Below are 13,745 nucleotides of genomic sequence, written 5' to 3'. Positions count from 1 at the left end.
ACGCGATTCCGCGATTCCGCACGCACGCCCTTACCCTGCAAGAATTCGCATACACCGGGGTCAGGGCCCGAATTTAAGCAATTGCCCATAACAGGGCTCTGACCCCGGTGTTGGGGGCGTGCTAGAGTAGTGGTTTTGTCAATCGGCGTTCCATGCTCGAACTCGTCAATCTCAGCAAATCCTATGGCGGCCGCGCCGTGCTCGCGGCGTTGTCGCACCGGTTCGAACCCGGCGAGTTCGTCGCGATCATGGGGGAGTCGGGCGTCGGCAAGTCCACCTTGCTGAACCTGATTGCCGGACTCGACGCGCCCGATAGCGGCGAGGTCCGCGTCGATGGGACGCCGATGTCGGCGCTCGACGACGATGCCGCCACCCGGCTGCGCCGTACGCGCATGGGTTTTATCTTCCAGGCGTTCCACGTGCTGCCGCACCTGACGCTGCTGCAGAACGTCGCGCTGCCGTTGCTGCTGAACGGCCGCCCCGACCCCGCCCGCGCCACGCAGATGCTCGACGCGGTCGGCCTCGGAGGACGCGGCGCCGATTTCCCGCGCCAGTTGTCCGGCGGCGAGCTGCAGCGGGTGGCCATCGCGCGCGCGCTCGTGCACCGCCCCGCCCTGCTGCTGGCGGACGAGCCCACCGGCAACCTCGACCCCGACACGGCCGCCGGCATCCTGCACCTGCTGCGCACCGAGATCAAGGCCAGCGGCGCCGGCGCCATCATGGTCACCCACTCCCACGCGGCCGCCGCCCTGGCCGACCGGACCTTCGTCTTGACCCGCGCCGGACTGAAATTAGCGTAAGTTCCTGCAAGAAAGACGCATCTTATGGCGTTTTAGTCATGAACAGTGCGTCATAGTTGTCAACTCCGTAGTAGCATTCCAACAAACCCACCAGGCATAAGTCATCAATAAATCGGTCGGGCTGGATTCCGTTCGGGCAGGGCATGAGGCGGACGGACCCCGCAACTCTCCAAAACAGTCGATCTGTCTTGAACATAACCCCAATGCGGAGGAGTTCATGAGCGTACGGCAGAAAAAACAGGAGTTGCTCGAGGCGATGCAGCGCGCCCGGGCCATGGAGCCGTCGAGTTTTGTTCCGAACAAATTGCTCGACACATTAATTCAACGAATGCAGCTGAAGAACGACGCGGAACTGTGCCGCGTCCTGGAGGTACAGCCGCCCATCATCAGCAAGATCCGGCACCGCAAGCTGAACGTCGGCGCCACGATCCTGCTGCGGATGCACGAGAAGTCGAATATCCCGATCCGCGAGCTGAAGGAGCTGACGGCGGAAGCGCGCACGGAGCCGCCGCCGACCCATCACTGAATGCGGTTCACTCGCCGGGCGGGCGGCCGGTCTTGAGCTGGGGCAGGCTGTCGAGCACGGCGCGCAGCGACGCCGTGTCCAGCTGGCCGAGCAGCGCCACGCCCATGCGCAGCAGCTCGCTCTTCTTGACTTCGAAGCCGGCCTTCAGGCAGGCCTGCTTGACAGTGGCGAGCACGGCGTATTCCTGCTCGGGCATGGTGAAGCTGTCGCGCACGAGGAGCGGCCGCGCGGCCGGTGCAGGCGCGGCCTTGGCACGCGTGGCTTTCACCGGCGCCGCGATCGCGCGCGCGGCCTCGCGCGCCACCTTCGCCGGCGTGGGCGCGGCCTTCGCGCGCACCGGCTTGGCCGGCGCAACAGCCGCCTTCTTCACCGCCGCCACCTTCTTCGCCGGCGCGGCTTTCGTCGCCACCGCCTTCTTCGCCGCGGGCTTCGCAGCTGTCTTTACGGGCGTTTTCGCCGCCGTTGTCCTCGCCATGGAACCTCCATCTTCAAACAAGCCAAACAATATATATCATTTAGCCGTCTTCCGGAAGATCAGGCGTCCGGCTCCGCGTCGCGGAACTCCTCCGCGATCGCCGCGAACTGCCCTTCGATCTCGAAGAACGCATCCAGCACGTCCGGATCGAAATGCGTGCCGCGCCCCTTGCGCATCACGTCCAGCGCCTGCTGGTGCGTGAACGCGGGTTTGTACACGCGGCGCGAAATCAGCGCGTCGTACACGTCGGCCACGGCCATCAGGCGCGCCGACAGCGGGATCTGTTCGCCCGCCAGGCGGTCCGGATAGCCGGAACCGTCCCACTTCTCCTGGTGCGAGTGGGCGATCTCGCGTGCGAACATCAGGAAGCCGTTGGTCCCGCCGATGTGCTTCTCGACGAGCATGATGGTGTCGCGCCCGTACACGGCGTGGAGCTTCATGACCTCGAATTCCTCGCGGTCGAGCACACCGGGTTTCAGCAGGATGCGGTCGGGGATGCCGACCTTGCCGATGTCGTGCAGCGGCACGGAGCGGTACAGGAGCTCGATGTTCTCGTCGGTGAGATCCGCCGCGAAGCGCGGATGGTGCTGCAGGTGCCGCGCGAGCGCGCGCACGTAGTGCTGCGTACGGCGGATGTGGTGGTCGCCGAGGCTCACGGCCGCGTTGTCGCGCGTCTCGGCCAGGGTGCCCATGGCCATGATGATCGCTTCCTGCATCAGCGCCAGCTGCGCCGTGCGGTCCTGCACGAGCTTTTCCAGGTTCTCGTTGTGCGCCTGCAGCTGGCGGCGCGCGCCCGCCAGCGTCAGTTGCGTGGCCACGCGGGCGAACAGGATCGGGGGGCTGATCGGCTTGGCGATGTAGTCGACGGCGCCCAGCGACAGGCCCATCGCCTCGTCCTCGACCTGGTTTTTCGCGGTCAGGAAGATCACGGGGATGTCGGCCGTGACGGGGTTCGCTTTCAGCTGGCGGCACGTCTCGTAGCCGTCCAGGCCCGGCATCATCACGTCGAGCAGGATCAGGTCCAGGCCGGGCGTCGACTGCGCGATCTGCAGCGCCAGGCTGCCGTTGTTGGCGACCTTCGTGTTGTAGCGGTCCTTGAGCAGGCGCGACAACAGCATGATGTTGTCGGGCGTGTCGTCGACGATCAGGATCGTCGGCTTGTCCTTGTGGCTCGTGCTCGTCTTTTCGGTGGTGACAATGTTCATCAGGTTTCCGCGGTATCGGGGCGGGTTGCGGCGGGCAACTGCTGGCGCGCCTCTTCGAATTCGTAACGGGACAGGTGCTGCTCCAGCCGCGCCATGTGCTCGGCGTCGAGCACGCCGGCCAGGCGCGCGCGCACCGTCTCGAAGTAGTCAATGGCATCGCCCGAGTACTCGGCCAGCAGCTGGTCGAGCTGGGCCACGGCGTCGAGCGCGGCATCGTCCGCATCCGTGGCGACCGACGGCGGCGCGGGCGGCGCGGGCGGCGGCGGTGCGATGGCGGCGCGGGCAAAATAGCGGTCGAGCGACTCCATGGTCGCATCGACGGCCGCTTCCAGCGCGCGCACGCCGGCCGCGAGGCGGCCGCGGTCGGGCGCCGCCAGTCCGAGGCCCTCTTCCACCGACTGCGCCAGCGTCTGCAGCTCGCGCGCGCCGATGTTGCCGGCCACGCCGCGCAACGTATGCGCCCGCGCGGCCGCCTGGCGCAGGCGGCGCGCCTGGTAGTCGGCGCGGATCTGGGCGCCCGCGTCGCGCTGGGTGGCGCGGAAGCGGTCCAGCAGCTGCACGTACAGCGCGACGTTGCCGGCCACGTGGCGCAGGCCGTACGCGGAGTCGATGCCGGACACCGTCGACAGGCCCGGCAGCGTGGGACCGTCCGCCACGACGGCGCCGCCGGACGACAGCGGCGGCGGCACGGCCTGGCCGATCCAGCGCGCCAGCGTGGTATACAGCTTCTCCGGCTCGACGGGCTTGGTGATGTAGTCCTGCATGCCCTCGCGCAGGCAGCGCTCGCGGATCTCGGCCAGCGCATGCGCCGTCATCGCGACGATCGGCAGCTTGTCGAAGCGCGCATCCTTGCGCAGTTCGACGGTGGCCGCGTGGCCGTCCAGCTGCGGCATCTCGAGGTCCATCAGCACGAGGTCGTAGGCCTGCGGGCCGCCGTCGTACAGCATGTCCAGCGCCTCGTTGCCGGTGGCGGCGACGTCCACCGCGATGTTCTGCGCCTGCAGCAGTTCCAGCGCGATCTCCTGGTTGACCTGGTTGTCCTCGACGAGCAGCACGCGCGCCGCGTGATCGCCCGGCGCCCCGAATTTTCCATTCCTCCTGCTGTGCGCATGCGGCGCGCGCGGCGGCGCGAACAGGGCGACGAGCGTGTCGACGAGGGCCGACTGGCCGATCGGCTTGCACAGGAAACCGCGGATGCCCGCCGCTTCCGCTTCTTTCTGCACTTCCTCGCGGCCGAACGCGGTCACGAGCACGGTCGACGGCGGATGGCGCAGCGCCGGGTTGCCGGCGATGCGGCGCGCCAGCTCGATGCCGTTCATGCCCGGCATCTGCCAGTCCGTCAGCACGACGCGGTAAGGGTCGCCCGCCGCGTCGGCCGCGAGCAGCGCGCTTTCCGCCTCGGCGCCGCTGGCGGCGAGATCCACGCGCAGCGGCAGCGTCTGCAGCGCTTCGCTCATGATCTCGCGCGCGACGTCGGAATCGTCGACGAGCAGCAGGCGCGCGCCGTCCAGTTCCGGCGGCGCGACGGCTACGCGTTCCGGCTCGCCGGACAGCGGGAAGTCGAGGTCGAAGTGGAACGTCGAGCCCTTGCCCGGGCTGCTCGCGACGACGATGCGCCCGCCCATCAGGCCGACCAGCTGCTGCGAGATCGACAGGCCCAGGCCCGTCCCGCCGTACTCGCGCGTCGTGCTGCCGTTGGCCTGGCTGAACGCGCGGAACAGTTTCGCCTGCTGCTGTTCGTTCATGCCGATGCCCGTGTCGCGCACGGCGAATCGCAAGGTGGCATAGCCGTCGCGGAAGCGGTCCGCGGCCGGATCGTCGAGGCGCATGCACGACAGTTCCAGCTCGCCCGCCGGCGTGAATTTCACCGCGTTGTTGACGAGGTTGATGAGGACCTGGCCCAGGCGCAGCGGGTCGCCCACGAGCATGCGCGGGATCGCGTGCGGCACATGGAACAGGTATTCCAGGTGCTTGTCGGCCGCCTTCTGGCTCGTCACGCTGGCCACGTTCGCGAGCACGTCGTCCAGGCAGAACGGGATGTGCTCGACGTCCAGCTTGCCCGCCTCGATCTTGGAAAAGTCGAGGATGTCGTTGATGATCCCCAGCAGCGACAGCGCGGCGCGGTGGATCTTGCCGACGTAGTCCTGCTGCTTGGGCGAGAGCTCGGTGCGCAAGGCCAGATAGGCCATGCCGATGATCGCGCTCATCGGCGTGCGGATCTCGTGGCTCATGTTGGCCAGGAATTCCGACTTGGCGACGTTGGCCGCCTCCGCGCGCACGTTGGCCGCGACGAGCGACTGCTCGCGCTCGCGCCGCTCGGAGATGTCGCGGATGAACGAGCAGAATTCGTAGTCGTCGCTCGTGGCCAGCTGGACGCGCGTGATGGCCAGCTCGATCGGAAACTCCACGCCGTCGCGGCGCAGGGCGTACGTCTCGATGCGGCTGTCCAGCACCCCGCCCACGCCGCTGCGCTCGTAGCGCGCGAGGCCGTTGCGGTGCGCGGCGCGGTGGCGCTCCGGCACGATGCAATCCGAGAGGTCGCGGCCCAGCACTTCTTCGCCCTTCCAGCCGAACATCTTTTCCGCCTGCGCGTTCCAGCCGACGATGCGGCCCTGGCGGTCCATGCGCACGACGGCGTCCAGCGCCGTGTCGACGATGGCCTGCAGCTTGGCCTGGCTGCCCTGCGCCATGCGCATCGAGTCCAGCAGCTCGCGCGTGCGCGCAGCGATCTTCTGCTCGAGGTCTTCGTTCAGGTCGCGCAGCTGCTGTTCGATCACGCTCTTTTCGCGCAGCAGGCCGTTCGTCACCTGCTCGGCGCGGCGCAGCCGGTTCAACGTGTCGCGGAAGCTGCGCACGGCCGAGGACAGGCGGCCGATCTGGTCGCGCCGGCCGATGCCGGACAAGTGGATGTCGGTCTCGCCGCGCGCCAGCTTTTCCAGCGCTTCCTGGATGTCGGCGAACGGCTGCGTCATGCGGCGGCCGATCAGCAGCACGCACAGGGTGATGGCCAGGGTGAGGATCAGGTTGCCCAGCACGGTCTGGATGATCTGGCGGCGCAGGTCGGCGTCGATCTGGCGGCGCGAGATCGCCAGGTCGATCGAGCCGACCAGGTATTCGCGGTTGCCGTCGTGGTAGACGACCTTCTGCTGCACCCGTTCGGCGCCCTCCTCGTCAGCGCCCGAGCCGAGCGACGCGAGCACCATGCCGTTCGGCGCCAGCACGCGCAGCATGATCACTTCCGGCGTGCCGCCCAACGCATCGACGACCGAGGACACGGCCGCGCTGTTGATGTCGAACAGCGGCCGCGCCAGCGCGTGCGACACCACGTTGGCCTGGCGTTCGACCCGCTCCCCCAGCCGCGCGCCCGCTTCGCGGTGCAGCGAATGCATCACCCAGGTCGTGTACACCGTCGTCGACAGCGCCACCGCCAGCACGATGCCGGCGCCGAGCCGGAACACGATGTTCTGGCGCCAGCTGTCGACGAGGCCCCGTACGAGTCCCCCCGGGCGGCGCGCGCCGGTGGACGCCAGCGGATTAATGACCGCCTCCCGGATGGCCGGTCAGCTCGCGCTCGCGGCGGCGGTAGGCGGGGCTCGTGCGCACGTCCTCGATCGTCTTCCAGATGCGTTCCGCGAGGTCCGGCTGCTGCGCGACGAAGGCGTGCGACAGCAGCAGGTAGTACGGCTTTTCGATCAGCGGCACGGGCAGCATTTCGATCTGCGTGGCGTACGCCGACCGCATCAGCCGCATCGCGTCGCCGCCGCCGAGGGCCGCCGCCACGAGGCGGCCGGCCAGCATCTTCTGCACCAGTTCGTCGGCCTGCTGGCTGCCCTCGTCCACGGTCACGTTCCGGGCACGCAGGAAGTCACCGATGGAGTAGCCGAGCTGGAAGCCGATGCGGCCGTCCACGTTGGCGAAACGCTTGCCGTCCCAGTCGACCTTGCCGCCCTTGCGCCGCACCAGGACGTAGCGGTCGACGTGCATGCGCCGGGCCGGATCGGCCTCGCCATCGCCGCCTTTCACGCCGGGATAGGCGCCGAGCGCCAGGCGCTCGCGGCTGAAGCTGACGGCGAAGGCGCCGTTGACCTGGTTCGCCTTGACCTGCGCGAGACAGCGCTTCCACGGCATGCTCTGGTAATCGAGCGTGAGCCCGAGGCGCCGCGCCACTTCGGCCAGCAGTTCGAAATTCAGGCCGCCGCCGTCCAGGGTGCGCCACGGCAGCACTTCCTGGCGCTCGAAGCACAGCGACACGGTGCCCGCCGCGAACGACGGCGCGCCGGCGAGCAAACAGCAGGCGATCGATCCGTGGCGAAGGAAGCGCAGCATGGCTTGGGTAGGGCGGCAGCGGCAATAATGATTAAAAACAGACAACAGTATGCCAGACCTTGCCGACAAAACCTACGTGGACCGTCAAGCCGCCAGCGCGGCGCGGCCGTGGCGCAACTCGGCCAGCACGCCGGCGCGCAGCCCGGTCTTGGGCACCTCCAGCTCCTCGATATCCAGCTCCGCCATGAGCCCCAGCAGGATGGCCAGCGCGGCCGTCACGTCGCGCAGGCGCAGGTGACCGAGGCCGGCCAGCGGCGCCCCGCCGCCACCCTGGCCGAGCGCGCGTGCCGCGAGCGACTCGAGCCGGGTGCGCGTGATGGGACCGGCCAGGTCGTTGTCGGCCAGCAGCCGCGCCAGGGTGTGGATGGTGCCGGAGGCACCGCACGCGCGGTCGCGGCGGCCGGGGCCGAACGCGGGCGTCTCGTCGCCCAGCTTGGCGCGCGTGGATGCGATCGCGGCCGCGAACGACACCGCGTCGATGCGTCCGCCGCTGAAGAACGTGAGCGCCAGGCGCGACGTGCCCAGGCCCAGCGACGCCACCTTCTGCACGTGGCGCCCGGTGCCCAGCGCGAGCTGGGTCGAGCCGCCGCCGATGCCCAGCACCAGCGTGCGCGTGTCCGGGTCGTGCGTCGCGCCGTCGGCCACGCCGAGATAGGTCAGGACGGCTTCCTGCTCGCCGGTCAGCACGTGCACCGGATGGCCGAGCAGCTGCTGCGCGGCCGGCAGGAACAGGTGGCTGTTGCGGGCCATGCGCAGGGTCGACGTGGCGACCACGCGCACGGCGGCCAGCGCATGGTCGGACAGGCGCGCGCGGATCGTGCGCAGGCAGTCGAAGGCGCTGTCCATCGCCTCGGGGCTCAGGCAGCCCTGCGCGTCCAGCGCGGCGGCCAGGCGCAGCGGCGCATGGAAACTGTCGAGGGGCCGCAGCGCGCCGTCCTCGACGATGCCGACGAGCAGGCGGAAACTGTCCGAGCCAAGGACGAGTGCGGCGTGAATGGGAGGTGTGGTGCTCATGCAGACTCCGAAGTCGAAAACGGCGCCACGATAGCGGGGCTGGATGACGGATCGATGACAGGAGCATCGTTGATCACATCATCATAAGCCATGCGCGCCCAAGGCGCCATGGCGGACACGGGTGTTCGTACGCGCCCCGGCGCGGGGGCGTTCATTCTTCTTCTACCGGCGCCAGTACGGCTGCCGCCACTTCGACCCGGTTGCGCCCCGCCTTCTTGGCCACCCGCAACGCCTCGTCGGCGCGGGCCAGCAAGGTGACGGTGCTGTCGTCGGGGCGGATCGTCGTGACGCCGAAGCTGGCCGTCAATGAAATCATCGCGCGCTCGGTCTTGACGCGCTCCGCTTCGATCGCGGCGCGCATGCGCTCGGCGACCATCGCCGCATCGTCCAGGTTCGTGCGCGGCAGCAGGATCGCGAATTCCACACCCACCAGGCGGCCCAGCAGGTCGCTGTCGCGCAACTGGCGCTTGCACGTATTGATCAGGTGCGCGAGCACGACGTCGCCGGCCGGGTGGCCGTAGCCGTCGTTGATGCGTTTAAACTGGTCGAGGTCGAACACGACGAGGGCGGTCGGCTGGCCGGGACGGCGCGCCAGCGCCATCCATGGGGCCAGGGCCTGGAAGAAGCCGCGCCGGTTCGGCACGTCGGTGAGCGGGTCGTTGACTTCCAGGCGCGCCAGCTCGGCCTGTTCGCGCTCGCGGCCCAGCAGCAGCCAGCCGAAGCCGCCGACGAGGGCCAGCAGATACAGGGCCCCCGAGTGCAGCTGGCGCAGGATGTCGCTCGTCATCCAGCCCCAGCCCGCGGGCGCCAGCAGCACGAGCGCGCCGCGCGCGCCGACGACGACGGCCAGCGCGGTCGTCGCCAGCGCGAGGAAGCGCTGCAGCATCGATGCGGCCGCCCAGCCGCGCGCCAGCGCCGCCGCGAGCGACAAATAAAAGCCGCCGAGGACCAGCGACGCGGCCACGGCGCGCAGGCCGATCGGGTCGATCAGCCAGCACAGCAGGAAGGCGGCGACGGCCAGTCCCAGCGCGGGGAGCGTGGCGCGGCGCCAGCGCAGGCGGCCGGCGCGTTCCCACGCGGCGCCGGATTCCCAGGCCACGCCGGCGAACACGAGGACGTAGGCAATAGGCAAGGCAAGGCCTTCCGGCACGACGCCCGCCGCGCCGATGGCCAGCAGCAGCCAGCCGGCGCCCTGGTACAGGCGCGACCAGCCCCACGTCGGCACGGCCGGACGGCCGGCATGACCGGATTGTTCGAAGAAAAACAGGGTGGCGCACAAGGCCAGGTTGCCGAGTGCCAGTGCCAGGACCATCGTGGTGGCATCCATCGTCACCTCAGCATTCGTGCACGACTGCGGTCGTGCCGTCGCCGACGCGGCTGGACCAGGCACGCGTCCAGTACTCCCGTTCGGCCCCGGTGGGCGGTTCGTGCCAGAACACGATCAGGGTCCCTTTATGGTCGTGGATCTGGGTCAGCTTCTCGACGAAACCCGGGTTGCCGTCCACGTCCGCCAGCGCCATCGCATATCCATAGACGCGATCCAGGCGCTCGATGCGGTCCGGTTCGGTCTGGCTGTTGGTGGCGGTAATGGTCGGGTGGTCCAGGAACATGAGGTCTCCGCGTGGGCTGCAACGGCCAGCTTATCAGAAACCTATCGACCGCAACAAGTTCACCTATACTTGGCGGCATGCCTCACAACAGCCCCACCCCGCCGCTCGTACGTACGCACCGGGGCCGCCGGACACTCGAATTCGTCCCCGGCGACATCCAGAGCGAGATGCTGCTGGCCCGGCCCGACGCCCTCGTGCTGGCCTATTTGCGCGCCATGATGGGTTTTGTCCTGTTCGCGCCGTCTCCCATCCGCATCGTGATGGTCGGGCTCGGCGGCGGCTCGCTGGCCAAGTTCTGCCACCGCCATTTTCCCGACGCGCACATCACCGTCATCGAACTCCGCGCCGACGTGATCGCCCTGCGCGACGCCTTCCACGTGCCGCCCGACAGCGCGCGCTTCGCGGTCGTCCATGCCGACGCGGCCGAGTGGCTGGCCGCGCATCCCGGCTCGGCCGATGTACTTCTGGTCGATGGCTTCGACGCGCGCGGGCTGCCGCCCAGGCTGGCCGACACGCCCTTTTATACGGACTGCCGGCGCGCGCTGCGGCCCGGCGGCGTGCTCGTGGCCAACGTCTTCACGTACGATCCGCGCTACCCGGACGTGATGGACGCGCTGGATACCGTGTTCGCCGGCCACACCTGCTGGTTCGACAAGGTCGCGGGCAACAACCGCATCGTGTATGCGTTGCACGCCCCCGCGGATGCCGCCCTGCGCCGCATGACGGCGCTGCGGCGGCGGCGCGGGCTCGGCCTCGGATTATTGAATCGGCTAGCCATTCGATCCATCCTTGCCTGGATCGCATCGCGATCTGTTTTGGCCCTACCACACCTTCGCGCTACGCGGTCCCGCTTGTGACAATTTGTTTGCGGAAACTAGAGTTTCTGTGACAAACTGATGCCTCTTCATGCCTTAGGGCAAGCTCTCATCTTTCATGCATAGGGAACCCTGGATGTCGCGTCGTCGACTGCCGTTTTCGCTCACGCTCGCAGCAGGCCTCACGCTGGCCGGCGGCCTGGCCGCAACCGCGGTGCTGACGGTTGCCGTCAGCCGTCTCGAATACGACAACAAGGCGCTGGCCTTCGAACAGGGGACCGGTGTGCGCGTGGCCGCCCTGCGCCAGGGCATGGACGATGCAGTCGAAGTCCTGAACGTGACCAACCAGCTGTTCACGACCGTGCAGCCGGTCACGCGCGCGCAATTCCACGATTTCACGACGCCGCTGCTGCAGCGTAATCCGTACATCCGCGCCTTCAATTTCCACCGCGTCGTGGACGCCGCCGACCGCGCCGCGTTCGAAGCGGACCTGCGCCAGTTCCAGCCCGACCTCGTGGTGCGCGAGATGCGCGGCCGCGCGCGCGTGGCGGCGCCGGCGCGCGAACGCTACCACGTCGTCGACTATCTCGAACCCATGCAGGGTAACGAGGCGGCCCTCGGTCTGGACGTCAGCCAGAACCGCCAGGTCATGGACGCCCTCGGTCGGGCGCAGGCGAGCGGCCGTGCCGCCCTCACCAGCCTGCTGCAGATCGCCCAGGCGCCCGGCGCCCCCAGTTTCGAAGTGCTGATGCCCGTGTACGCCCGCGGCGGCCGCCTGCTGGGCGACACCGCCGCCGTGGTCTCCGTGCCGACCCTTGCCAATGCCACGCTGGCCAGGGCCGGCCTGCTGGACGACCACAGCATCCAGTTGAAGTTCTATGCCGGCGGCCGCGCCGATCCGGCCCACCTCGCCTATGCGAGCCGCGCCGTGACGTCGTCCGAAGCGCCCGTCCCGCTGATGTCGGGCGGCTACACGGGCCGCGCCTTGAACACCTTCACGGTCGGCGGCCAGTCGTGGACCGTGGAAGCCATCGCCGCGCCCAGCCCGTGGCTGGCCGACCATCTCGGCTCGACCCTGCTGCTGACCGGCGGCGTGCTGTCGACCCTGCTCCTGTGCGCCTTCGTGCAGGCGGCCGGCGAGCGCGCGCGCAAGGTGCAGGAACTGGTGCGCGAGCGCACCGCCGACCTGAAACTGACGAACCAGCGCCTGATCGACGACGTCCTCGCGCGCAAGCGCACGGAAAAAGCGCTGCAGGAAAGCGAGCAGCGCTTCCGCCAGCTCGTCGCCATGTCGTCCGACTGGTATTGGGAACAGGACGAGGAATTCCGTTTTACCCACGTCACCGGCGACTTCACGGAAAAATCCGGCATCACCACCGAGCGCGTGCTCGGCCGCCGCCGCTGGGACTACGTGCCGGCGCTGACAGACACCGAGCTGGGCCGCGACCACGTCGCCACCCTGGAAGCGCACGAACCCTTCCGCAACCTCGAATACCGCGTCGTCGACGACAACGGCGAGGAGCGCTGGTTCTGCATCAACGGCCAGCCGACGTTCGACGAGACGGGCCGCTTCACCGGCTACCGCGGCACCGGCAGCGACATCACGGCACGCAAGGTCACCGAGCAGCGCGTGCACCACGTGGCCCAGCACGACGTGCTGACGGGCCTGCCCAACCGCTCGCTGCTGCAGGACCGCCTGGGCCAGGCCGTCGCGTACGCCACCCGCAGCGGCCACCAGGTGTGGGTGATGCTGATCGACCTGGACCGCTTCAAGTACGTCAACGACAGCATGGGCCACAAGGCCGGCGACGTCCTGCTGATGACGGTCGCGGCGCGCCTGCGCTCGTCGCTGCGCGACACGGATACCGTCGCGCGCCTGTCCGGCGACGAATTCGTCGTGATCCTGTCCGAGCACCACGACCAGCCGCTCACGCCGGACATCGTGCAGCGCGTCATGGATTCCGTCGCGCAGCCCGTCATGCTGGGCACCAAGGAGTTCTTCGTCACCTGCAGCATCGGCGTGGCCGCGTTCCCGAGCGACGGCACGCCGTCCGAGAACCTGATCGAGCACGCGGACATCGCCATGTACCGCGCCAAGAAACTGGGCCGCAACAACTTCCAGTTCTACACGCCGGCCATGAACGAGGAATCGCTGGAGCGCGTGCGCATCGAGAGCGCGCTGCGCAATGCCCTCGAACGCAACGAATTCGTGCTGCACTACCAGCCGCAGGTCGACCTGCAGACGGGCCGCATCGTCGGCATGGAAGCGCTGATCCGCTGGAAGCATCCGGAACTGGGCATGGTGCCGCCGTCGCGCTTCATCGGCATCGCCGAGGACACGGGCCTGATCGTGCCGATCGGCGCCTGGGTGATGCGCACCGCGTGCGCCCAGAACAAGGCCTGGCACGATGCGGGCCTGGGCAAGCTGCGCGTGGCCGTGAACCTGTCGGCGCGCCAGTTCGGCGCGGCCGACCTGCTGCCGGGCATCGAGGCGGTGCTGGGCGACACCGGCCTGGATCCGTCCTGCCTCGAACTGGAACTGACGGAAAGCCTGTTCATGAGCGACGTCACGCCGGCCGTGGAATTGCTGCACCGCATGAAATCGCTGGGCGTGAACCTGTCGATCGACGATTTCGGCACGGGCTACTCCAGCTTCTCGTACCTGTCGCGCTTCCCGATCGACGTGCTGAAGATCGACCGCTCGTTCGTCAACGACATCACGCACGACGCCAACGATGCCGCCATCGTCGCCTCGATCATCGCGCTGGCGCACAACCTGCGCCTGTCCGTGATCGCCGAGGGTGTCGAAACGGCCGAACAGCTCGATTACCTGCGCCACCAGGGCTGCGACGAAATGCAGGGATATTACTTCTCGAAGCCGCTCCCGGCCCATGAATTCGAGCAATTGCTGCGCCAGCGACGCGGCCTGACGGCCCCGGAAGACGAGCCGCAGACGGCCGCCGCCTGAAGAAAT

General features: G+C 68.5%; 11 protein-coding genes. 4 read left to right on the top strand and 7 right to left on the bottom strand.

The features are described 5' to 3' along the window. Positions 1-152: 152 nt before the first annotated feature. Positions 153-800 carry an ABC transporter ATP-binding protein gene (locus tag QPK29_RS15065; protein WP_371769908.1) on the top strand — a complete coding sequence of 216 codons (648 nt, stop codon included), beginning with the start codon at positions 153-155 and terminating at the stop codon, positions 798-800. 217 nt (positions 801-1,017) lie between these two features. Continuing rightward, complete coding sequence (locus tag QPK29_RS15060) at positions 1,018-1,326, top strand: hypothetical protein (RefSeq protein ID WP_056127852.1); 309 nt, start codon at positions 1,018-1,020, stop codon at positions 1,324-1,326. A 7-nt stretch (positions 1,327-1,333) separates the two neighbouring features. Here QPK29_RS15060 and QPK29_RS15055 read toward each other — a convergent pair whose 3' ends face one another. From QPK29_RS15055 to QPK29_RS15025, 7 genes are all read right to left on the bottom strand, one after another. After that, positions 1,334-1,801 carry a hypothetical protein gene (locus QPK29_RS15055; protein WP_371769909.1) on the bottom strand — a complete coding sequence of 156 codons (468 nt, stop codon included), beginning with the start codon at positions 1,799-1,801 and terminating at the stop codon, positions 1,334-1,336. A gap of 59 nt (positions 1,802-1,860) precedes the next feature. Beyond that, positions 1,861-3,006: a response regulator gene (locus QPK29_RS15050; RefSeq protein WP_371769910.1), complete on the bottom strand. Its 1,146-nt coding sequence runs from the start codon at positions 3,004-3,006 to the stop codon at positions 1,861-1,863. Then, complete coding sequence (locus tag QPK29_RS15045) at positions 3,006-6,464, bottom strand: response regulator (RefSeq protein ID WP_371769911.1); 3,459 nt, start codon at positions 6,462-6,464, stop codon at positions 3,006-3,008. Before QPK29_RS15045 ends, QPK29_RS15050 begins: the two co-directional genes overlap by 1 nt. A gap of 76 nt (positions 6,465-6,540) precedes the next feature. Continuing rightward, positions 6,541-7,332: a substrate-binding periplasmic protein gene (locus QPK29_RS15040; RefSeq protein WP_056127838.1), complete on the bottom strand. Its 792-nt coding sequence runs from the start codon at positions 7,330-7,332 to the stop codon at positions 6,541-6,543. 84 nt (positions 7,333-7,416) lie between these two features. Next, the gene (locus QPK29_RS15035; protein WP_371769912.1) at positions 7,417-8,346 is read right to left on the bottom strand and encodes a Ppx/GppA phosphatase family protein; all 930 of its coding nucleotides are present in this window, start codon (positions 8,344-8,346) and stop codon (positions 7,417-7,419) included. Between the two features lie 151 nt (positions 8,347-8,497). Next, on the bottom strand, positions 8,498-9,673 hold the full coding sequence (locus QPK29_RS15030) for a GGDEF domain-containing protein (protein ID WP_056128444.1): 1,176 nt from the start codon (positions 9,671-9,673) through the stop codon (positions 8,498-8,500). A gap of 7 nt (positions 9,674-9,680) precedes the next feature. After that, positions 9,681-9,956, bottom strand: a complete 276-nt coding sequence (locus QPK29_RS15025) for a hypothetical protein (protein WP_056127832.1) — start codon at positions 9,954-9,956, stop codon at positions 9,681-9,683. Positions 9,957-10,033: 77 nt separating this feature from the next. On the opposite strand from QPK29_RS15025, the gene QPK29_RS15020 reads away from it, so the two are divergent. Further along, positions 10,034-10,813, top strand: a complete 780-nt coding sequence (locus tag QPK29_RS15020) for a fused MFS/spermidine synthase (protein WP_371769913.1) — start codon at positions 10,034-10,036, stop codon at positions 10,811-10,813. 94 nt (positions 10,814-10,907) lie between these two features. Next, positions 10,908-13,739: a bifunctional diguanylate cyclase/phosphodiesterase gene (locus QPK29_RS15015; protein ID WP_371769914.1), complete on the top strand. Its 2,832-nt coding sequence runs from the start codon at positions 10,908-10,910 to the stop codon at positions 13,737-13,739. Positions 13,740-13,745: the final 6 nt, after the last annotated feature.

Source organism: Massilia orientalis, from assembly GCF_030411975.2.
Classification (GTDB): Bacteria; Pseudomonadota; Gammaproteobacteria; order Burkholderiales; family Burkholderiaceae_D; genus Telluria; species Telluria orientalis.
The sequence above is the reverse complement of the archived record's forward strand: the minus strand, read 5'-3'. Positions and strand labels throughout refer to the sequence as shown.

Coding starts and splice junctions, on each gene's coding strand:
- QPK29_RS15020 (WP_371769913.1), top strand. CDS start 10,034: ATGCCTCACAACAGCCCCACCCCGCCGCTCGTACGTACGCACCGGGGC.
- QPK29_RS15060 (WP_056127852.1), top strand. CDS start 1,018: ATGAGCGTACGGCAGAAAAAACAGGAGTTGCTCGAGGCGATGCAGCGC.
- QPK29_RS15015 (WP_371769914.1), top strand. CDS start 10,908: ATGTCGCGTCGTCGACTGCCGTTTTCGCTCACGCTCGCAGCAGGCCTC.
- QPK29_RS15025 (WP_056127832.1), bottom strand. CDS start 9,956: ATGTTCCTGGACCACCCGACCATTACCGCCACCAACAGCCAGACCGAA.
- QPK29_RS15030 (WP_056128444.1), bottom strand. CDS start 9,673: ATGGATGCCACCACGATGGTCCTGGCACTGGCACTCGGCAACCTGGCC.
- QPK29_RS15065 (WP_371769908.1), top strand. CDS start 153: ATGCTCGAACTCGTCAATCTCAGCAAATCCTATGGCGGCCGCGCCGTG.
- QPK29_RS15035 (WP_371769912.1), bottom strand. CDS start 8,346: ATGAGCACCACACCTCCCATTCACGCCGCACTCGTCCTTGGCTCGGAC.
- QPK29_RS15050 (WP_371769910.1), bottom strand. CDS start 3,006: ATGAACATTGTCACCACCGAAAAGACGAGCACGAGCCACAAGGACAAG.
- QPK29_RS15055 (WP_371769909.1), bottom strand. CDS start 1,801: ATGGCGAGGACAACGGCGGCGAAAACGCCCGTAAAGACAGCTGCGAAG.
- QPK29_RS15040 (WP_056127838.1), bottom strand. CDS start 7,332: ATGCTGCGCTTCCTTCGCCACGGATCGATCGCCTGCTGTTTGCTCGCC.